20 protein-coding genes and 1 riboswitch are annotated in these 18830 nt (G+C 73.0%); of the genes, 8 read left to right on the forward strand and 12 right to left on the reverse strand.

Annotated elements, in window-relative coordinates; all coding sequences use genetic code 11:
* Positions 1 to 343: 343 nt before the first annotated feature.
* Together C7M71_RS31645 and C7M71_RS31650 are read right to left on the reverse strand one after the other, a co-directional pair.
* Positions 344 to 481 carry a DUF397 domain-containing protein gene (locus tag C7M71_RS31645; RefSeq protein ID WP_229758664.1) on the reverse strand — a complete coding sequence of 46 codons (138 nt, stop codon included), beginning with the start codon at positions 479 to 481 and terminating at the stop codon, positions 344 to 346.
* Positions 438 to 1394 (reverse strand): helix-turn-helix domain-containing protein, encoded by a 957-nt coding sequence (locus C7M71_RS31650; protein ID WP_111492613.1) that lies wholly within the window; start codon positions 1392 to 1394, stop codon positions 438 to 440. The genes C7M71_RS31645 and C7M71_RS31650 overlap by 44 nt, the downstream gene beginning before the upstream one ends.
* A gap of 128 nt (positions 1395 to 1522) precedes the next feature.
* Between C7M71_RS31650 and C7M71_RS11320 the strand changes: the two genes are divergently transcribed.
* On the forward strand, positions 1523 to 1957 hold the full coding sequence (locus C7M71_RS11320) for an ATP-binding protein (RefSeq protein ID WP_111492612.1): 435 nt from the start codon (positions 1523 to 1525) through the stop codon (positions 1955 to 1957).
* A 56-nt stretch (positions 1958 to 2013) separates the two neighbouring features.
* On the opposite strand, the gene C7M71_RS11325 is transcribed toward C7M71_RS11320, so the two are convergent.
* A complete protein-coding gene (locus C7M71_RS11325; protein WP_111492611.1) occupies positions 2014 to 3294 on the reverse strand; it encodes a serine hydroxymethyltransferase in 1281 nt (426 codons plus the stop codon).
* A gap of 38 nt (positions 3295 to 3332) precedes the next feature.
* Positions 3333 to 3445, reverse strand: a riboswitch (ZMP/ZTP riboswitch).
* A 281-nt stretch (positions 3446 to 3726) separates the two neighbouring features.
* Here C7M71_RS11325 and rocD point away from each other — a divergent pair.
* Complete coding sequence (gene rocD / locus C7M71_RS11330; protein WP_111494197.1) at positions 3727 to 4947, forward strand: ornithine--oxo-acid transaminase; 1221 nt, start codon at positions 3727 to 3729, stop codon at positions 4945 to 4947.
* Here rocD and C7M71_RS11335 read toward each other — a convergent pair.
* The 3 genes from C7M71_RS11335 to C7M71_RS11345 form a co-directional block, all read right to left on the reverse strand.
* Positions 4944 to 6125: a glutathionylspermidine synthase family protein gene (locus tag C7M71_RS11335; protein ID WP_111494199.1), complete on the reverse strand. Its 1182-nt coding sequence runs from the start codon at positions 6123 to 6125 to the stop codon at positions 4944 to 4946. The genes rocD and C7M71_RS11335 overlap by 4 nt on opposite strands.
* 7 nt (positions 6126 to 6132) lie before the next feature.
* Positions 6133 to 6471, reverse strand: coding sequence for a hypothetical protein (locus tag C7M71_RS11340; protein ID WP_229758665.1), 339 nt, complete (start codon positions 6469 to 6471; stop codon positions 6133 to 6135).
* Between the two features lie 130 nt (positions 6472 to 6601).
* Positions 6602 to 7102 carry a carboxymuconolactone decarboxylase family protein gene (locus tag C7M71_RS11345; RefSeq protein WP_111494203.1) on the reverse strand — a complete coding sequence of 167 codons (501 nt, stop codon included), beginning with the start codon at positions 7100 to 7102 and terminating at the stop codon, positions 6602 to 6604.
* A gap of 49 nt (positions 7103 to 7151) precedes the next feature.
* On the opposite strand from C7M71_RS11345, the gene pdxR reads away from it, so the two are divergent.
* Positions 7152 to 8591, forward strand: a complete 1440-nt coding sequence (gene pdxR / locus C7M71_RS11350) for a MocR-like pyridoxine biosynthesis transcription factor PdxR (protein ID WP_111494205.1) — start codon at positions 7152 to 7154, stop codon at positions 8589 to 8591.
* 74 nt (positions 8592 to 8665) lie between these two features.
* Here the strand turns inward: pdxR and C7M71_RS11355 are convergent, their stop codons facing one another.
* Positions 8666 to 9655 carry a malate dehydrogenase gene (locus C7M71_RS11355; protein WP_111494207.1) on the reverse strand — a complete coding sequence of 330 codons (990 nt, stop codon included), beginning with the start codon at positions 9653 to 9655 and terminating at the stop codon, positions 8666 to 8668.
* Positions 9656 to 10010: 355 nt separating this feature from the next.
* Positions 10011 to 11273 (reverse strand): helix-turn-helix domain-containing protein, encoded by a 1263-nt coding sequence (locus C7M71_RS30595; RefSeq protein WP_162824217.1) that lies wholly within the window; start codon positions 11271 to 11273, stop codon positions 10011 to 10013.
* A gap of 216 nt (positions 11274 to 11489) precedes the next feature.
* Here C7M71_RS30595 and C7M71_RS30600 point away from each other — a divergent pair, with 216 nt between their 5' ends.
* Positions 11490 to 11957, forward strand: a complete 468-nt coding sequence (locus C7M71_RS30600) for a hypothetical protein (protein ID WP_111493269.1) — start codon at positions 11490 to 11492, stop codon at positions 11955 to 11957.
* A 115-nt stretch (positions 11958 to 12072) separates the two neighbouring features.
* Here the strand turns inward: C7M71_RS30600 and C7M71_RS11365 are convergent, their stop codons facing one another.
* Positions 12073 to 12375 (reverse strand): DUF3017 domain-containing protein, encoded by a 303-nt coding sequence (locus tag C7M71_RS11365; RefSeq protein ID WP_229758666.1) that lies wholly within the window; start codon positions 12373 to 12375, stop codon positions 12073 to 12075.
* A 117-nt stretch (positions 12376 to 12492) separates the two neighbouring features.
* Positions 12493 to 13356, reverse strand: a complete 864-nt coding sequence (locus C7M71_RS11370) for a bifunctional methylenetetrahydrofolate dehydrogenase/methenyltetrahydrofolate cyclohydrolase (RefSeq protein WP_111493273.1) — start codon at positions 13354 to 13356, stop codon at positions 12493 to 12495.
* Positions 13357 to 13602: 246 nt separating this feature from the next.
* On the opposite strand from C7M71_RS11370, the gene C7M71_RS11375 reads away from it, so the two are divergent.
* From C7M71_RS11375 to C7M71_RS11390, 4 genes are all read left to right on the forward strand, one after another.
* On the forward strand, positions 13603 to 14085 hold the full coding sequence (locus C7M71_RS11375) for a hypothetical protein (protein ID WP_111493275.1): 483 nt from the start codon (positions 13603 to 13605) through the stop codon (positions 14083 to 14085).
* Positions 14082 to 14516 (forward strand): DUF2752 domain-containing protein, encoded by a 435-nt coding sequence (locus C7M71_RS11380; protein WP_229758667.1) that lies wholly within the window; start codon positions 14082 to 14084, stop codon positions 14514 to 14516. The genes C7M71_RS11375 and C7M71_RS11380 overlap by 4 nt, the downstream gene beginning before the upstream one ends.
* A gap of 90 nt (positions 14517 to 14606) precedes the next feature.
* The gene (locus C7M71_RS11385) at positions 14607 to 15182 is read left to right on the forward strand and encodes an RDD family protein (RefSeq protein ID WP_111493277.1); all 576 of its coding nucleotides are present in this window, start codon (positions 14607 to 14609) and stop codon (positions 15180 to 15182) included.
* 49 nt (positions 15183 to 15231) lie between these two features.
* Entirely contained in the window at positions 15232 to 15927 is a 696-nt protein-coding gene (locus tag C7M71_RS11390) for an RDD family protein (RefSeq protein WP_111493279.1), read from the forward strand.
* 86 nt (positions 15928 to 16013) lie between these two features.
* On the opposite strand, the gene purH is transcribed toward C7M71_RS11390, so the two are convergent.
* Positions 16014 to 17597, reverse strand: coding sequence for a bifunctional phosphoribosylaminoimidazolecarboxamide formyltransferase/IMP cyclohydrolase (gene purH / locus C7M71_RS11395; RefSeq protein WP_111493281.1), 1584 nt, complete (start codon positions 17595 to 17597; stop codon positions 16014 to 16016).
* Positions 17594 to 18247, reverse strand: coding sequence for a phosphoribosylglycinamide formyltransferase (purN, locus tag C7M71_RS11400; protein WP_111493287.1), 654 nt, complete (start codon positions 18245 to 18247; stop codon positions 17594 to 17596). The genes purH and purN overlap by 4 nt, the downstream gene beginning before the upstream one ends.
* Between the last annotated feature and the right edge of the window lie 583 nt (positions 18248 to 18830).

Raw genomic sequence — 18830 nt, forward strand, 5'->3', positions numbered from 1 at the left:
CGGGTGGTCGCCGGACCCGGTTGTGACAGACGGGGACGGCAACCCGGCTCTCGTCTTCCGGGGTGCGGTCCCCCTCCGCACCTTCGTGACCCGCGAGAGCCCCGCTAGGCGGTCCCTCCCCCGAGGCTGCCGCGCGGGGCTCTCATGCGTCCGGGGCGTCGTCCTGGCGCTCGTCCTCGCCCGCCGGCTCGGCGACGTAGGTACCGCGTTGAGGCACCGTGAAGACCAACCCCGCCGCGACCAGCTCGGCCAACGACGAAGTCCAGGACGCAGGGCAACGAGGAAACGTGCTTGCCGCCGTCGCACCAGCCCGAGGTTTTCCAGGGCCGGGGCGACGGCCACGTCAGCAGGTCGCGGTGATCTCCCCCGCCTTCACGGCGGAGACGAACGACTCCCAGGCGGCGGCCGGGAAGATGAGGGCCGGACCGAGCGGGTCCTTACTGTCCCGGACGGGGACGACGCCGGTGAATCCGGGGGCCACCTCGATGCACTCGCCGCCGTTGGTCCCGCTGTGGCTGCTCTTGCGCCACACTGCCACTCGGAGCTCCTGCTGCGTCATGGTCGTAACCTTCCCTTGCGCTGGTGATGAAAGCGACCGTTTCGCGAGGCGAGAGTGCCCCCGCCCGGAGCAGGTCGTAGGTTCGTGCATAGTCGGCGATGACTTCCGGGTTATCGACGAAATGGCCCCTGTCGAGGCTCTCCGAGTAGACCCAGTCATGCCCGTCGGGGAGGGTGAGCAGTGTCATAGAGGCATCTGGGCGCCTCAGATCGTACCGATCGAACGGCGCGACCTGGAGTACGACATTAGGGCGTTGCGCAAGAGTCAGCAGGTGGTCAAGCTGGCCGCGCATCACCTCCGGATTACCGACGTGGCAGCGGATTGCGCTCTCATCGAGCACGACGATCAGAAGCGGTGCCCCGCCAGTGAGGAAGCGCCGCTGTCGACTCATGCGGGCAGCCACCAGCTCATCGATGCGCGCCTCGTCCCACTCCGAGAGTCCTCCGCAGAACATCGCCCGCGCGTAGTCCTCGGTCTGCAACAGCCCCGATATGCGGGCAAGTTGGAACTGCCGGACCGCAACGGCCTGCGCCTCCATGTCCGCGTACCGCTGGAACCAGTCCGGGTGCTCGATCTCGGCGTACCAGTCCACCTGGGACCAGATCCGCTTGATCCGGCCGCTGGTGTTCAGCGCCCTGTCGCAGCCCTCCACGAAGTGCCTCTGCGGGACGCGTTCGCCCGCCTCGATGCGGCAGACCAGCGAACGGTCCACGTGGAGCAGATTGGCCAGATCTCCCTGCGAGTAGGACATGGCCTCGCGGGCATGGCGCAGTTCCGCTCCGAAGAGTATGGCCGGGCTATTGGTCGATCCGGGCGCGCTCCGCTGTTTGGCCATGGCGTATCCCCCCTGGTGACACTGCGTGGTGGCAATGACTGATTGCTCGTCACTCTACTGAGGATCCCCGATGCTTGGTGGCAGAACGAAGCAACTTCATTGCTCAGCGTAGCCAGGGGGTCCGCTCCATGTCCGAGCCGCAAGTCACAATCACGCCGAAGGGCGAGGCCGAGTGGTGGTTCACCCGGCATCCGGCGTCGGTGCGGTCGGCGCGGCGGATGCTGCGGTACTTCCTGGCGGTCTGGGATGCCCCCGAGTACCTGGACTCGGGGCAGCTGGTGCTGAGCGAACTGGTCACCAATGCGGTGCAGCATGCCCGGGTGTCGCCGGGCCGGGAGATCTGCACGCGGTTCGAGATCCGGCCGGAGTTCCTGCGGATCGAGGTGTCGGACGCCGACCTCCACCACCTGCCCCGGCGGCGCGAGGCCGGGGAGGCGGAGGAGTCGGGCCGGGGGCTGGCGGTGCTGGACGCGCTGGCGGACGAGTGGGGCTGTGAGCCGCGCGACTGCGGAGTCGGCAAGACCGTGTGGGCGGTGCTCGGCCGACCCGGTCCCGCAGGGTGACGTGACGTGCCCCCGCCGGGACGGCGGTCTCCGGCGGGGGCACCTGACGGCGGGGCTCAGCCGAGGGGCAGGCCCGGGGCCGGGTAGGCGTCCATGAGGGCCTTCACCTCGGCGCGGACCTTGGTGACGGTCTCCTCGTCGCCGGTACGGGCAGCGGTGACGACGCGGTCGATCCATTCGGCGACGGCGGCCATCTCCGACTCGGGGATGCCCCGGGAGGTGAGGGACGGGGTGCCGATGCGGATGCCGGAGGGGTCGAAGGGCTTGCGGGGGTCGTAGGGCACGGTGTTGTAGTTGACGACGATGCCCGCCCGGTCCAGGGCCTTGGCGGCGACCTTGCCGGGCACGTCGCGGCCGGTGAGGTCGATCAGCAGCAGGTGGTTGTCGGTACCGCCGGACACCAGGTCGAAGCCTCGGGCGGCCAACTGCTCGCCGAGGGCGCGGGCGTTGGCGACGACCTGGTGGGCGTACCCGCCGAACTCCGGGGTGGCGGCCTCACGGAGGGCGACCGCGATGGCGGCGGTGGTCTGGTTGTGGGGACCGCCCTGGAGGCCGGGGAAGACGGCCCGGTCGATGGCCCGGGCGTGCTCCTCGCGGCACATCAGCATGGCGCCGCGCGGGCCGCGCAGGGTCTTGTGGGTGGTGGTGGAGACCACGTCCGCGTGCGGCACCGGGGAGGGGTGGGCGCCGCCCGCGACCAGGCCGGCGATGTGGGCGATGTCGGCCACCAGAACGGCGCCGACCTCGCGGGCGATCTCGGCGAACCCGGCGAAGTCGATCACCCGGGGCACGGCGGTGCCGCCGCAGAAGATCAGCTTGGGCCGCTCGGCCAGGGCCAGGTCGCGGACCTCGTCCAGGTCGACCCGGCCGGTGTCGCGGCGCACGCCGTACCCCACGCCCCGGAACCAGGTGCCGGTGGCGGAGACGCCCCACCCGTGGGTGAGGTGGCCGCCCATGGGCAGCGACATGCCGAGCACGGTGTCGCCGGGCTTGAGGAACGCCAGGTAGACGGCGAGGTTGGCGGGCGAGCCGGAGTAGGGCTGGACATTGGCGTGGTCCACGCCGAAGAGGGCCCTGGCGCGGTCGGCGGCGATGGCCTCGACCTGGTCGATGTTCTGCTGGCCCTCGTAGTAGCGCTTGCCGGGGTAGCCCTCGGAGTACTTGTTCTGGAGGACGGTTCCGGAGGCCTCAAGCACGGCCTGCGAGACGTAGTTCTCGCTGGGGATCAGGCGCAGGGTGTCGGCCTGGAGCTGCTCCTCGGCGGCGACCAGCGAGGCGATCTCGGGGTCGGCGGCGGCAAGGGCGGGGTGGCGGTCGGTACGGTCGGGTGCGCTCATCGCGGTCCTCCCGGGTCGGTCGTTCAAACGACATGTGACCCGGGTGCCCAGGCGGACGGCACTCCGGCGGTGGTGCGTCCCCGGGCATGCCCGGGGTGGTGCCGCTTCCTCGTGGTCGCTTCCACGCAGCTCGCCAGTCGCGGCACGGCTCACTCTACCGTCCGGGGTGGGGAAGCACCGGTCAATAAGGGGCGGGGGGATGCGGCGCGGCGGGGGGGTGGAGTCGGACAAGAGAGGCCGGGGCGCGGGGCGGGATGCGACGGACGGAACGGGGGCCGAAGGGCTGGGATGCGACCGGGGGGCCGGGGGCGAGGGCTGGGATGCGACCGGTGGGGCGGGCTGGGCCGGGTGGGGACGGGAGAACCGGCCTTCGCCGGGGAAGGACGAGGGCAGGCAGACCGGTCAATGGCGACCCCCCGGAGATGAACCCTCATGAGCCAGCAGCGCCCCCTCACCGACACCCTCATCGCGACCGCCGACTCCCACAGCGCCCACAACTACCACCCCCTGCCGGTGGTGATAGCCGAGGCCGAGGGCGCCTGGATGACGGATGTGGAGGGCCGCCGCTATCTGGACCTGCTGGCGGGCTACTCGGCGCTCAACTTCGGCCATCGGCACCCCCGGCTGGTCGCCGCCGCCAAGGCCCAGCTGGACCGGGTCACCCTGACCTCCCGGGCGTTCCACCACGACCGGTTCGCCGCCTTCTGCACAGAGCTGGCCGAGCTGTGCGGGATGGAGGCGGTGCTGCCGATGAACACCGGCGCGGAGGCGGTGGAGACGGCGGTGAAGACGGCCCGGCTGTGGGGCTACCGGGTGAAGGGGGTGCCGGCGGACGAGGCGCGGATCGTGGTGGCGGCGGGCAACTTCCACGGCCGTACGACGACGATCGTGAGCTTCTCGACCGACCCGGAGGCCAGGGAGGGGTTCGGCCCGTACACGCCGGGGTTCGACATCGTGCCGTACGGGGACCGGGCGGCCCTGGAGGCTGCCGTGGACGACCGTACGGTGGCGGTGCTGCTGGAGCCGATCCAGGGCGAGGCCGGGGTGCTGGTGCCGCCGCCCGGCTATCTGGCCGCCGCCCGGGAGATCACCGCGCGGCGCGGGGCGCTGCTGATCGCGGACGAGGTCCAGTCGGGGTTGGGGCGCACCGGCCGGACCTTCGCCTGCGAGCACGAGGGCGTGGTGCCGGACATGTATGTGCTGGGCAAGGCGCTGGGCGGCGGCATCCTGCCGGTGTCGGCGGTGGTCTCCTCGCGGGCGGTGCTGGAGGTCTTCACGCCGGGCAGCCATGGGTCCACGTTCGGCGGCAACCCGCTGGCCTGCGCGGTCGCGCTGGAGGTGGTGGCGATGCTGCGGACCGGCGAGTACCAGCAGCGGTCCGCCGAGCTGGGCGCGTATCTGCACGGCGAGCTGGCGGAGCTGGCCGCGACCGGCGCCGTACGGGAGGTGCGGGGGCGCGGGCTCTGGGCGGGGGTGGATGTGGACCCGGCATTCGGCTCGGGGCGGCGGCTGTCGGCGCTGCTGATGGAGCGGGGGGTGCTGGTGAAGGACACCCATGGGTCGACGATCCGGATCGCCCCGCCGCTGGTGATCGCCAAGGAGGACCTGGCGTGGGCGCTTCAGCAGCTGCGGGAGGTGCTGGCCGCCGGTTAGCGGATGACGTGGGGCAGGAAGCGGGCGTACTCGTCGGTGATGAGGCCGGCCGACTCGCGGATGCCGAGTCCGGCCGCCTCGTCGCCGACCACCCAGGCGCCGAGGACGACGCGGTTGCCGTCGAAGTCGGGCAGCGGGGCGAGCTGCTGCCAGCAGTAGCGTTCCTGCGGATCGGTCTCCGGGGCCGGGCCGGTGCCGTCGTGGACCACGATGCCGGCCCCCTCGCGGCCCAGCAGCGGCTTGGCGACCCACCGGGTGAGGTCGCGGGGGCCGTCGAGGTGGGCGGGGAGCAGGTTGGGGTGGCCGGGGTGGAGCTCCCAGAGGATCGCCAGCAGCGCCTTGTTGGAGAGCAGCATCTTCCACAGCGGCTCGATCCACAGGGTGGAGCCGCTGCCGCCGCCGAGGTCGGCGGTGCGTACGGCCTGCGGGCCGAAGCCGTCGGCGACCAGCCACTCCCAGGGGTAGAGCTTGAAGACGGTGCGCAGGAAGCCGTACCGGTCGTCCACGAAGCGGCCGGAGAGCGGGTCCCAGCCGATGTCCTCCATGGCGATGGAGCGGGTGGCCAGACCGGCCTGCCGGGCGGTCTCCATGAGGTAGACGACGGTCATCTGGTCCTCGCCCAGCTCGTCGTCGTGGGAGTGGGCGAAGTGGACCGGGTGGCCGGGCGGAAGCAGGTCGGCCTGCCGCTGCCAGGCGGCGACCAGGCGGTCGTGCAGGGAGTTCCACTGGTCGGCGCCGGGGAACCGCTCCTCCATCCAGAACCACTGCGGGGAGGCCGCCTCGACCAGGGAGGTGGGGGTGTCGGCGTTGTACTCCAGCAGCTTGGCCGGGCCGGTGCCGTCGTACCGCAGGTCGAAGCGGGCGTAGAGGCTGGGCTGCTCGGCGCGGCGGCGCCAGGACTCGGCGACGGCGGCGGCCACCACCGGGTCGGTGATGCCCAGCTCGGCGAAGCGGTCCTCGGCCACGATGTGGGCCGCCGCCTTCAGGCAGAGGGCGTGCAGCTCCTCGACGGTCTCCTCCAGCGCCTCGACCTCGGGGAGGGTGAAGGAGTAGTACGCCGACTCGTCCCAGTAGGGGCGCAGCGTGTCGTCGGGGTAGCGGGTCAGCGGGTAGATCAGGCCCTGCTCCTCGACGGTCTGCTGCCAGCCGGGGCGCGGTGCGATGCGGTGGCGCTGCATCAGCGGGTCACCCGCCGCTGCTCTTCCCATGGCCGCCGAAGCCGCCCCGGTGGACGCTGTCGCCGGACCCGCCGGACCCCTTGGAGAGGCGCGGGCCGGTGTAACGGTGGCCGTAGTAGCCGGTGCCGGCGGTGGTGCTGTGGCGGGTCTTGTCGTTCTCGTACCACTGGTAGCGGTCGGTGGTGGCGTAGCCGTTGCCGGGCTGGCTGTCGCAGAGCGAGGCGGAGACCGTCTTGAAGTTCTGGCTGTCGACGCACCGCAGGTCGGGCTTGTCGTTGCTGCTGCACGAGGTGAGGGCGAGGGCGACCGCGCTCACGATGCCGAGCGAGACCGTCTGGGATCGCATCCGTCTGGTGTGCGGTACCGCCATGGCTTGTCCACTCCCCCGTTCCACCGGCCCTTGCCGTGTGGCCGTACACATTATCGGGACGGTGGGGACGGGGGTAGGCCGTGGACTCGGATCAGCTGCGGTCGGATCAGCTGTGGTCGGGGTCCGGAGCAGGGGACAACCGGGCGGTGACGCCGAGGCGGTTCCAGGCGTTGATGGTCACGGTCATGGCGATCAGCCGGGCCAGCTCGTCCTCCGGGAACTGCCGGGCGGCCTCGTCGTACACCTCGTCGGGCACCCCGTGGTCGCCGAGCCGGGTCACGGCCTCGGTGAGGGCCAGGGCGGCCCGCTCGCGCGCGGTGAAGAAGGAGGTCTCGCGCCAGACGGGGATGCCGTACATCTTCCGCTCGGTCAGGCCGAGGGCGCGGGCGTCGTGGGAGTGCTGGTCGACGCAGTAGGCGCAGCCGTTGAGCTGGGAGGCGCGCACCTTCACCAGTTCGGCGATCACCGGGTCCAGGCCCTGGGCCGCCGCCTTGGTCAGCGCGTACATCGCCGTGTAGACGTCGGGCGCCGCCTTCCTGAGCTGGATGCGCTGCGCGGGGGCGGGGACCGGTGCGTCGGTGGTGGCGGGGTCTGCTGTCGTGGTCATGGTTCCACGCTAGGCACCGGGCGGCCCGGCCCTGTGGTCCACTTGGGGCATGGGTTCCTGGGCCACTGCCGGAAGCGACCTGCACCTGGATCTCACCCCGGGGCCGGGGGTGCGGGCGGCGCTGGAGCGGGCGCTGCGGGAGGCGGTGCGCAGCGGGCGGCTGGCGCCGGGCAGCCGGCTGCCGTCGTCGCGGGCGCTCTCCCGCGATCTGGGGCTGGCCCGCAACACGGTCGCGGACGCCTACGGTCAGCTGGTCGCCGAGGGGTGGCTGACGGCCCGGCAGGGTTCGGGGACCCGGGTCGCCGAACGGGCCGACCTCGCGTACGGGACGGCCGCCCGGCGGCGGAGCCCCGATCCGGCCGACCCGTTCGAGACGCTGCCGGGCCACCCCGCCCCGCCGTACGACCTGCGGCCGGGCAGCCCTGACCTGTCGCTCTTCCCGCGCGCCGCCTGGCTGGCCGCCGCCCGCCGGGCGCTCAACCGGGCCTCCAACCATCTGCTGGGCTACACCGATCCGCAGGGGCTGCCCGAGCTGCGGCAGGCGCTGGCCGCCTATCTGGCCCGCACCCGGGGCGTGCGGACCGACCCCGGTCTGCTGGTGGTCTGCACCGGCTATGTCCAGGCCGTGGGGGTGCTCGGCCGGGCGCTGCGGGCGCTGGGCGGGCGCCGGATCGCGGTGGAGGCGCTGGGCTTCCCGGACACCCGCCGGGGGCTGCGGGCGACCGGGCTGGCGGTGGACCGGCTGCCGCTGGACGGTCGCGGGGCGCGCACCGAGTTGCTGGGGCCGGGTACGGACGCGGTGCTGCTGACGCCCGCGCACCAGTTCCCGGCGGGGGTGCCGCTGCACCCGGACCGGCGGACCGCCGCCGTCGCCTGGGCGCGGGCCTGCGGCGGGGTGGTGGTGGAGGACGACTACGACGGCGAATTCCGATACGACCGGCAGCCGGTCGGCGCCCTTCAAGGACTCGACCCGGACCACGCGGTGTACGCGGGCACGGCCAGCAAGAGCCTGGCGCCGGGGCTGCGGCTGGCCTGGCTGGCGGTGCCGCCCCGGCTGCTGGACGCGGTGGTGGCCCAGAAGCGCCTGGCCGACCACCACTCCCCCGTACTGGACCAGCTGACGCTGGCCGAGCTGATCGACTCCGGCGGGTACGACCGGCAGGTGCGCCGGGCCCGGCTGCACTACCGGCGCCGCCGCGACCGGCTCACCGCCGTACTGGCCGAGCGCGCCCCGGACGTGGCCGTGACCGGGATCGCCGCCGGACTGCACGCCGTCCTGGAGCTGCCGCCCCGGCTCGCCGACGAAGCCGCACTCGCCGCGCGGGCCGCACAGTCCGGGCTTGTGCTCAACACCCTCGGGCACTTCCGCGACCCGGCAGACCCCGGCCCCTATCCCCCGGCCCTGGTCGTCGGCTACGGCACCCCGCCGGACCACGCCTTCACCGGCGCCCTGGACCGGCTCTGCGGACTGCTGGCCCCGCCCGGGTGAACGACACCGGCGGCCCGCCGCCCCCGGGGTGGGGGTGGCGGGCCGCCGGTGGTGGTGCGGGGCGCTCGGGTTGCTCAGATGAGGCCGAGCGAGCGGACCGCGTCGCGCTCGTCGATCAGCTCCTGGACGGAGGCGTCGATGCGGGTACGGGAGAAGTCGCTGATCTCCAGGCCCTGGACGATCTCGAACCTGCCGTCCTTGGTGGTGACCGGGAAGGACGAGATGATGCCCTCGGGCACGCCGTAGGAGCCGTCGGAGACGACGCCCATGGAGGTCCAGTCGCCCTCCGGGGTGCCGTTGACCCAGGTGTGCACATGGTCGATGGCGGCGTTGGCGGCGGAGGCCGCGGAGGAGGCGCCACGGGCCTCGATGATGGCCGCACCGCGCTTGGCGACGGTCGGGATGAACTCCTCGGCCAGCCACTTCTCGTCGTTGACGGCCTCGGCGGCGTTCTTGCCGGCCACCTCGGCGTGGAAGATGTCCGGGTACTGGGTCGCCGAGTGGTTGCCCCAGATGGTCAGCTTCTTGATGTCGTCGACGGAGGCGCCGAGCTTCTTGGCGAGCTGGGCGACGGCGCGGTTGTGGTCCAGGCGGGTCATCGCGGTGAAGCGCTCGGCCGGGACGTCGGGGGCGTGCTGCTGGGCGATCAGGGCGTTGGTGTTGGCGGGGTTGCCGACGACCAGGACCTTGATGTCGTCCGCGGCGTGGTCGTTGATGGCCTTGCCCTGCGGGCCGAAGATGCCGCCGTTGGCGGAGAGCAGGTCGCCGCGCTCCATGCCGGCGGTGCGGGGGCGGGCGCCGACCAGCAGGGCCACGTTGGCACCGTCGAATGCCTTGTTCGCGTCGTCGGTGATCTCGATGCCCCGCAGCAGCGGGAAGGCGCAGTCGTCCAGCTCCATGGCGGTGCCCTCGGCGGCCTTGAGGCCCTGCGGGATCTCCAGGAGGTTCAGCTTCACCGGGGTGTCGGCACCGAGCAGCTGCCCGGACGCGATGCGGAACAGCAGCGCGTAGCCGATCTGACCGGCCGCACCGGTGACGGTGACGTTGACGGGAGTGCGGGTCATGGTGTGCCTTCTCCAGCTGATGCCTGAGGGGGGTCAGGTGCACCGGCAGAGGGGGGCACCTCCCGCCCGAAGGGTGGGAGCGGCACACCCGCCATGCCGGACCCTGATCGATCTCTCGACTTCGAGAGATCCATGGCCAGGCTATCCCAGGACCCTTGGGGGCGGAGGGGTGGGCCGGGGGTTGCGCGGGCGGTGAGTCGGCGCTGCGGGCAGCACCCGGGCGGGGGTTGGCGGTGACGGGGCGCGGGGGGCGGGGGTGGGAAGGGCGCGGCCTGCGGGGATGGGGGTGGGCCGGGGGTTGCGCGGGCGGTGAGTCGGCGCTGCGGGCGGCACCGGTGCGGGGGGCGGGGAGGGGTCAGCCGGGGGTGGTGGGCCAGAGGAGGGGGAGGGTGGTGGGGTGGTGGGTCGCCAGGATGGGGATGGCCCAGGTGGTGGGGGGTGGGGGTGGCCAGTGGCGGGACACCGGGTCGGAGGAGTGGCCCGGGTGGGGGGCGCCTGTGCAGGTCTGGGGGATCGGGCCGCAGGGGCGGCCGGGTGTCCCCGGGGTGGCCCGGCCGGTGAGCCGTGAGGGTTCGGCGGTCGGCAGCAGCAGCGGGGCGGCGGTGCCGGGGTCGCCCGTACACGCCTGGACCTGGCCGACGGCGGCGCAGGCGCGGGTGCGGTGGGGCGCGACGGTGGCCAGCATGGGGCTGCGGCGCCGACCGGCCCGCGAGGCCACCAGGACGCCGCCGCGATCGGCGACGGCCAGCGTGGCCGTCTCCCCGGACGGGAGGGGTCGGACGGGGAGGGTGATGTCGGCCCAGGCGGCACGGCAGCGGTCGCTGTACCGCAGCCGGAGTTCGACCCCGGCCAGCGGGGCCGAGCTGACGGTGCGGGCGTGCCGGGTGCAGCCTTCGGTGTCGGGGTCGCGGCCCTGGCAGGCGGCGGCGCGGCAGGCGGTGCGGGCGGCGGTCCGGGCGTGCGCGGTCGGGGGCCGGACGGGGGTGCCGGGGGTACCGGGGACGGCGGTGCGGGCCGGGGAGCCCAGCAGTGAGCGGACGGTGTCCCGCACGATGCGGGCGCCATGGGCTCCCGGCCCCAAGGCGTACAGCAGGGCGGCGAGCAGGGCGGCCAGGGCGAGCGCCGGGGCGGCGGGGATCAGGCGGCCACCGGGCGGACGGCGGCGGCGCAGCAGGCCGCGCAGCGGGGTCTCGACGGGCGGGGCGACGGCGACGGCGACTGCGGCGGGGGTGGCGGCAGCGGGGGCGGGGAGGGCGGCGGCGGGGACGGGCACCGGAGGCGGCGGCTCGGGGGCCGGGCTGTGTTCGCAGGGGGCGGGTGGGCCGCCGGTCACCTCGTAGCGGCGGGCGGCGTCCAGTCTGCTGCGTTCGGCCAGGCCCCAGAGCGCCAGTAGTCGCGGGGCGTCCGCTCCGGCCACCATGCCCAGCGCCTCCACGGCCTGGCGCGGCGGGAACTTGGCGCCGTTGAGATAGCGGTGCCAGGCGGACTTGCTGTACGGCGTGCGCTCGGCCAGGGCGACCAGGCTCAGGCCGCTGCGGTCCTTGAGCCGGCGCAGCTGCTCGATCAGGCGGTGCAGATCCGGATCGAGCGTGCCGGGCAGCGGTCGCCAGCGGGCCATATCCCATCCCCGTCCCAGGTTCTCCGTCAGCGGTGGGCGTCCCCGCAGGCCCACGGTCTGGGATTTCCGGTTCGTCCCAGAATCCCCCTCCTGAATACCCGTTCCGTGTTCGCCGGGCAACTCTGGGTCACGGATGCACCGCCACAGGGGTCGTTTCGGCCCCGCCGAACCGGTCGCGTCCCGGGAGGGTGACCTTCCGCAATCAGGAAAGGAACGGTGTACTTCATGTCCACTCGCTCTGCTGGCAAGCGCATCGCGGTCGCCGCCGCCCTGGCTGCCGCGGGCTGGGGCCTCGTCCTCGGTTCCGCAGGCACGGCGGCGGCAGCCGTGACACCCGCGAAGCCCGCGGTGTCGTCGGCCGTCGTCCACTCCGAGCAAGCGCAGCGCTCGGGGCATGGTGAGCGCCTTCGCCACCACGGTCGTCATCACCACCGCCACTTCCGCCACTTCCGCCACTACCGCCACTTCCGTCACTTCGAGGGCCGTTTCGACCGCCGCGACGAGCGTTTCGGCCGCTTCGGGCGTTTCGGGCGTGACGAGGGTCGCTTCGGCCGCTTCGGCCGCGACGAGGGCCGCTTCGGCCGGGACGGCGGCCGCTTCGACCGCCGCGACGACCGGCGTGGCGACGGCGGCTTCGGGTTCGGCGGCGGCGGCGACGGCGGTTTCGCACGCGGGCGGCGCTGACCCTACGGTCCTGCCCGACGGCACGGCGCCCCGTCCCTCCACCAAGGAGGGGCGGGGCGCCGCAGCCGTGCGTACGGGCGGGCCGACGGGCGACCGGGCCCGGTCGGCCGACCAGCTAGGTGTGCCGTCCCAGCAGACCGGTCATCCGGTCCAGGAACGGAAAGTGCAGCCACGGGTGCGGCTGCGCGATCAGGGCCAGCAGCACGATCGCGCCGCCCAGCACGCAGAGCACCGAGACATCGGTGAACCGGCTGCGCACCGCGAGCATCCCCACCTCCGGGAAGAGCATCCGCAGCAGCGCTGCCAGCAGCAGGGCCGCGCCGACGATGACCGCGCCCGCCCTGAACCGGTCCGCAGCCGTGATCAGCAGACCGCCCGCGACCACGGCCGTCACCAGGGTGATCGGCCACTGCCGCACCGGCAGCGGACGAGCCCGGCCGGCGGGTGCGGCCGAACCCTCCGGGGGCAGCGTGCCCGTGGTCTCCCGCGGCGGTCGCCGCCGCGACCGGTTCCGTACGACACCCATCGGCGTCCCTCAGTTCTGCGTGATACCGGCGGCCCGCTCGGCCGCCTCGACGATGTTGGCGAGCAGCATGGCCCGGGTCATCGGGCCGACGCCGCCGGGGTTGGGCGACAGCCAGCCCGCGACCTCGGCAACGCCCGGGTCGACATCGCCGACCAGACCGTGCTCGGTGCGGCTGACGCCGACGTCCAGCACGGCCGCGCCGGGGCGGACGTCGCCGGGCTTGACCAGGTGCGGAACTCCGGCGGCGGCCACGATGATGTCGGCCCGCTGAAGCTCCGCCGTCAGGTCGCGGGTGCCGGTGTGGGTGAGCGTGACGGTGGCGTTCTCGCTGCGGCGGGTGAGCAGCAGGCCGATGGAGCGGCCGACGGTGACACCACGGCCGACGACCACCACATGCGCGCCCCGGGTCTGCACGCCGTGGCGGCGCAGCAGTTCGAGGATGCCGTTGGGGGTGCACGGCAGCGGCGCGGGGATGCCCAGCACCAGACGGCCCAGGTTGACCGGGTGCAGGCCGTCGGCGTCCTTGGCCGGGTCCATCAGCTCCAGCACCGCGTGCGGGTCCAGGCCCTTGGGGAGCGGCAGCTGCACGATGTAGCCGGTGCAGGCCGGGTCGTCGTTGAGCTCGCGGACCACGGCCTCGACATCGGCCTGGGTGGCGTCGGCCGGCAGGTCGTGCCGGATGCTGGCGATGCCCACCTGGGCGCAGTCGCGGTGCTTGCCGCGTACATAGGATTGGCTGCCCGGGTCGTCGCCGACGAGCACGGTGCCGAGACCGGGGGTGATGCCCCGCTCCTTGAGCACTGCGACGCGGGTGGCGAGTTCGGACTTGATCGCTGCTGCGGTGGCCTTGCCATCGAGAATCTGGGCGGTCATGGTTCCATCCTCGCGGATCGGGGCCGCTGTGCGCGCATCCGGCCGCCGCTCCGGCACGGACAGCCTGCGACACCAAACGGAACGTAGTGGTCCGATTGCGATTGCGCCACGGTTGTGTCCGCACCGTGCGCATCGGCTGGACACGCCTCCACCGCCCCGATAACGATGGGCGCGGACATCGTCCGCCGCTTCCCTGGGCATCGCATACCGCCGGGAGGCGCGGCGAGGGGAATTCGGGGGAGAACCGTGAGCAATCCGTACCAGATGCCGCCGCCTGATGCCTATGGCGGCGGGGCCGGGCAGCCCTATGGCGGCGCCCCGGGGTACGGGCAGCAGCAGCCGATGTACGGTCAGCCGCCGCCTGGGTACGGCTACCCGGCCCCGCAGCAGATGTCCCCGCAGATGTCTCCGCAGCTGTCCCCGCAGATCCCGCAGCAGATGTCGCAGCCGGTCCCGTACGGAATGGCCCCCGGCCCCACCGGCGAGCCCAACAGCCTGGCCACCGCCTCGGCCGCACTCGGCTTCGTCAGCGTGATCGTCTGCTTCTACGGCGCTCTGCTCGCCCCGATCAGCCTCGGCTTCGGCATCGCCGGAGTGAACCGCGCCAGGACCACCGGGACCGGGCGCTCCGCCGCCGTCGGCGGCATCGTCCTCTCGGTCCTGGCGATCCTCATCGCCATCGCCGGGCTGGTCCTGGTGGTGCTCCGGGACAAGAAGACCCCGGTATGACCGCCTCGCTCCCGGGACCCGCCGCCGCACCGGCCCGCTGGTGGTCGCGGGCTGCCTCGTCCAGGTACGGCGGACCGCTCCAGGTGCTGATGCGCGCCGCCGGAGCCGCGGCGGCCGCGCTTGCGGTGGCCGGGCTGCACCAGGCCCACGACCCCGGTCCGCTCTGCCCGCTGCGGCGGTTCACCGGCATCCCGTGCCCCGCGTGCGGCTCCACCACGGTCTTCATCGAGGCCGGGCAGGGCCACTGGGCCGCCGCCCTGACGGCCAATCCGTTCACCGTGGCCGCCGGCCTGTTGCTGCTGCTCGCCCCGCTGGGGCCGGGCCGCCTGTGGCGGTCGGCACCGGCCCGGCGGAGGAACGGGGTCCTCGGCGCCGTCGCGGCCGTCGCGTGGTGCTGGCAGCTGCACCGCTACGGACTGCTGTTGTCATGACCGTCCGATAACTTCCGGACAGTCGGCTGTCCCGCCGTCTGCCCGGTCCCATCTGTCCGCCTGTCCCCATCTTCCTGCCAGGAGACGACCGTGAGCTACCCGCCCGACCCGAACAACCCCTACGGCCAGCAGCCGCAGCCCGACCCCAACAACCCGTACGGCCAGCAGCAGCCGGGCTACGGCTACCCGCAGGGCCAGCAGCCCGCCGGCTACGAGGCGTACCCGCAGCAGGGCTTCCCGCCCCAGGGCGTGTACCCCAACGCGCAGCCGGTCCTCGCCCACTGGGGGCTGCGGGTGGCGTCGTACATCATCGACTCGCTCATCATCCTCATCCCCTACTACGTGCTGGTCTTCCTCGGCCGGGCCTCGGGCGCCGGGGCGCTGCTGACCCTGCTCGGGTTCGTGCTGCTGATCGGCGGTGCCCTGTACATCTGCTACCTGGAGGGCACCACCGGGCAGTCCCCCGGCAAGAAGGTCGTCGGCACCCGGGTGCTGCGGGAGCAGGACGGCCAGGTCATCGGCTTCGGGGCCGCCTTCGGCCGCCGTCTGCTGCACATCGTCGACGGACTGCCGTGCTACATCGGCTACCTGTGGCCGATCTGGGACGACAAGAAGCAGACCTTCGCCGACAAGATCATGAAGACGGTGGTCATCAAGTCGCAGTGACGGTCCTCGACCGCCATGCGCAGTCCTCTTCCGCCTGCCCGGAGGAAATGTGAGCTATCCGCCCGGTCCTGACAACCCCTACGGCCAGCAGCCGCCGCAACAGCCCGGCTACGGCTACCCGCAGCAACCGCCCGGGCAGCCGGGCAAGCCCGGCTACGGTGTCCCTCCGCAGCCGTCCTACGACGGGGCCGCATACGGCTACCCGCAGCAGCAGTACCCGCCGTCCGGCTACGGGTACGGGCAGGCGTACGGCTACGACAACCGGCCGCCCTATGCGGGTTGGGGGGCCCGTGTCGGGTCGTTCCTGATCAACGGTCTGATATCCGGCGTGCCGATGATGATCTGCTACTTCATCGGCGGCGCCATGCTGATCACCGATGTCAGCAGGCACTGCACCACCGACAGCAACGGGTCGGTGGACTGCTCGGCCGCCGGGGACAGCTTCAGCGGGGTCGGCCTCGCCGTCGTGATCCTCGGCGGCGTGGTCTCGCTCGCGATCAGCCTCTGGCTGATCTACCAGGACGGCACCACCGGGCAGTCGGTGGGCCGGAAGGTGTGCAACGTCCGGCTGGTGCGGGAGTCCGACGGGCAGCCGGTCGGCTTCGGCATGGCCTTCGCCCGCTACCTCTGCCACTTCGTGGACGGTGTGCCGTGCTACATCGGCTACCTGTGGCCGATCTGGGACGACAAGAAGCAGACCTTCGCCGACAAGATCACGAACACGGTCGTCGTCCGGACCAGGTGACCACCGCCCGCTGACGGTGAAGCGGCCCGTACCCCCTCGCGTGAGGGGGTACGGGCCGCTTCGCTTTCCCGGATACCGGGGGAATCTCAGTGGAAGAAGTGCCGGGTACCGGTGAAGTACATGGTCACGCCGGCCTCGCGGGCGGCGGCGACGACCTCCTCGTCACGCACCGAGCCGCCCGGCTGGACGACCGCCTTCACACCGCCGTCCGCCAGCACCTGGAAACCGTCCGCGAAGGGGAAGAACGCGTCCGAGGCGGCGAAGGAGCCGGCGGCCCGCTCACCGGCCCGCTGCACCGCGAGACGGGCCGAGTCGACCCGGTTCACCTGGCCCATGCCGACACCGACGGTGGCGCCGTCCCGGGCGAGCAGGATGGCATTGGACTTGACGGCCCGGCAGCAGCGCCAGGCGAAGGCCAGGTCGGCCAGGTCGGCATCGGAGAGCGCCTCGCCGCTGGCCAGCGTCCAGGACGCCGGGTCGTCGCCGGGGGCGTCGATCCGGTCGGTCTGCTGGAGCAGCACACCGCCGGAGACGGGCTTCGCCTCCAGCGCGGCGGTGGGGGCCCCGGGGGCGCGCAGCACGCGGATGTTCTTCTTGCGGGCCAGGACCTCCACCGCGCCCTCCTCGAAGTCGGGGGCGACGACGACCTCGGTGAAGATCTCCGCGACCTGCTCGGCCATGGCGACGGACACCGGGCGGTTGACCGCGATCACGCCGCCGTAGGCGGAGAGCGGGTCGCAGGCGTGCGCCTTGCGGTGGGCCTCGGCGACGTCGGCGCCGGTCGCGATGCCGCACGGGTTGGCGTGCTTGATGATCGCCACGGCCGGCTCGGCGTGGTCGTACGCGGCGCGGCGGGCGGCGTCGGTGTCCACGTAGTTGTTGTAGGACATCTCCTTGCCGTGCAGCTGCTCGGCGCCGGCCAGGCCGCCGCTGCCGTCGGTGTAGAGCGCCGCCGCCTGGTGCGGGTTCTCGCCGTAGCGGAGCACGCTGCGCCGCTCCCAGGTGGCGCCGAGGAAGGCCGGGAACGCCTCTTCGTCGGCGGGCGCATAGCCGTCGGCGAACCAGGAGGCCACCGCCACGTCATAGGCGGCGGTGTGCGCGAACGCCTCACCGGCCAGACGCTTGCGGGTGGCCAGGTCGAAGCCGCCGGCGGCGACCGCGCCGAGCACGTCCCCGTAGCGGGCGGGGTCGACCACCACGGCGACCGACGGGTGGTTCTTGGCGGCGGCGCGGACCATGGAGGGGCCGCCGATGTCGATCTGCTCGACGCACTCGTCCGGGGTGGCGCCGGAGGCCACGGTCTGCCGGAACGGGTAGAGGTTGACGACCACCAGGTCGAAGGGGTCCACGCCGAGTTCGACGAGCTGCTCGCGGTGCGAGGCGAGGCGCAGGTCGGCGAGGATGCCCGCGTGCACCCTCGGGTGCAGGGTCTTGACCCGGCCGTCCAGGCACTCCGGGAAGCCGGTCAGCTCGGCGACCTCGGTCACCGGCACACCGGCGGCGGCGATCCGGGCGGCGGTGGACCCGGTGGAGACCAGCTCCACCCCGGCCGCGTGCAGGCCCCGGGCCAGCTCCTCCAAGCCGGTCTTGTCATAGACGCTGACCAGCGCCCGGCGGATGGGGCGTACGTCTTCGGAGGTGGGCGGCGTGGTGCTACCGGCGGCGGTCATGCAGGGATCCGTACCTTTCGTCCCTCGATGCGGTGGCCTTCGCGGGCCAGCCGGCCCACGACGTCGACGAGCAGGTGGCGCTCGACAGTCTTGATGCGCTCATGCAGCGCTTCCCCGCCGTCGGCGTGGTCGTCCTCGGAGACCTCGACGGCGGCCTGCGCGACGATCGGGCCGGTGTCCACGCCGGTGTCGACCAGGTGGACGGTGCAGCCGGTGACCTTCACGCCGTACGCCAGCGCGTCGTGGACGCCGTGCGCCCCCGGGAACGACGGCAGCAGGGCGGGGTGGGTGTTGACGATGCGGCCCTCGAAGCGGGCCATGAACTCCTTGCCGAGGATCTTCATGAAACCGGCCGTCACCACCAGATCGGGCGCGTACGCCTCGGTGGCGGAGGTGAGGGCGGCGTCCCAGGCGGCGCGGTCGGCGAAGTCGCGGACGCGGAGCACAAAGGTGGGGATGGCGGCGCGCTCGGCCCGCTCCAGTCCGGCGATGGAGTCCCGGTCGGCGCCGACGGCGGCGATCACGGCGCCGTAGGCGGGGTCGGCGCAGGCGTCGATCAGCGCCTGGAGATTGGTGCCCGAACCGGAGACCAGGACGACCAGGCGGGCCGGTCCGGGGGACGGCGGCGGGAAGGTCAGGACGGGGGGCATGTCGGCGGCCACTGCTCGGTTCTCCGGAATCCGTTGCTCGGTGCTCGGCGCTCGGTGCGTCCCGGGCGGTGCCGGGCCACGGCCGGGGGCCTGCGGACGGCGGCCCCGGGCGGTCGGGCCCGGGCGGGTCCCGTCCCGGCGGGTCATGCCCGGGTGAGGGGCGGGCTGGCTGGCAGAACAGGACATATGCGGCATCAGGGGAGGTACGGCGAGGTCACCCCGCCGCGCTGCGGGGCCTCGGGGAACCCGTGGGCCGCCCCAGCCGTCACCACGATAACGGCACGTCGGAGGGGGTCCACACCTGGAGACCGGTGCAACGCGCGTAGAGAGGTACGGATCTCGCTCTCCTGGGCAGGTACCCGGGAACAGCACGGGCCCCTCCGGGGCTTAGCGTGTGGGTACGGGCCTGCGGGCAGGCCCGCCTCCGGACCCGGGGGCGGAAGGGCGCACTCCGGCCCGCCGCTGAAGGATCATGGAGGGGTGCCGACCGGGCGCCGACCGGGTGCCGACCCGACCGGGTCGGCTCCAGGCGGTACCCGGCGACGCACACCGAACACCGAACACCGAACACCGGGGAAAGACG

It is taken from the genome of Peterkaempfera bronchialis (assembly GCF_003258605.2).
In the GTDB taxonomy this organism is placed as follows: domain Bacteria; phylum Actinomycetota; class Actinomycetes; order Streptomycetales; family Streptomycetaceae; genus Peterkaempfera; species Peterkaempfera bronchialis.

Coding starts and splice junctions, on each gene's coding strand:
- C7M71_RS31650 (WP_111492613.1), bottom strand. CDS start 1,394: ATGGCCAAACAGCGGAGCGCGCCCGGATCGACCAATAGCCCGGCCATA.
- C7M71_RS11320 (WP_111492612.1), top strand. CDS start 1,523: ATGTCCGAGCCGCAAGTCACAATCACGCCGAAGGGCGAGGCCGAGTGG.
- rocD (WP_111494197.1), top strand. CDS start 3,727: ATGAGCCAGCAGCGCCCCCTCACCGACACCCTCATCGCGACCGCCGAC.
- C7M71_RS11335 (WP_111494199.1), bottom strand. CDS start 6,125: ATGCAGCGCCACCGCATCGCACCGCGCCCCGGCTGGCAGCAGACCGTC.
- C7M71_RS30595 (WP_162824217.1), bottom strand. CDS start 11,273: ATGGCCCGCTGGCGACCGCTGCCCGGCACGCTCGATCCGGATCTGCAC.
- C7M71_RS11325 (WP_111492611.1), bottom strand. CDS start 3,294: ATGAGCGCACCCGACCGTACCGACCGCCACCCCGCCCTTGCCGCCGCC.
- C7M71_RS11355 (WP_111494207.1), bottom strand. CDS start 9,655: ATGACCCGCACTCCCGTCAACGTCACCGTCACCGGTGCGGCCGGTCAG.
- purH (WP_111493281.1), bottom strand. CDS start 17,597: ATGACCGCCGCCGGTAGCACCACGCCGCCCACCTCCGAAGACGTACGC.
- purN (WP_111493287.1), bottom strand. CDS start 18,247: ATGCCCCCCGTCCTGACCTTCCCGCCGCCGTCCCCCGGACCGGCCCGC.
- C7M71_RS11370 (WP_111493273.1), bottom strand. CDS start 13,356: ATGACCGCCCAGATTCTCGATGGCAAGGCCACCGCAGCAGCGATCAAG.
- pdxR (WP_111494205.1), top strand. CDS start 7,152: ATGGGTTCCTGGGCCACTGCCGGAAGCGACCTGCACCTGGATCTCACC.
- C7M71_RS11340 (WP_229758665.1), bottom strand. CDS start 6,471: ATGCGATCCCAGACGGTCTCGCTCGGCATCGTGAGCGCGGTCGCCCTC.
- C7M71_RS11380 (WP_229758667.1), top strand. CDS start 14,082: ATGACCGCCTCGCTCCCGGGACCCGCCGCCGCACCGGCCCGCTGGTGG.
- C7M71_RS11345 (WP_111494203.1), bottom strand. CDS start 7,102: ATGACCACGACAGCAGACCCCGCCACCACCGACGCACCGGTCCCCGCC.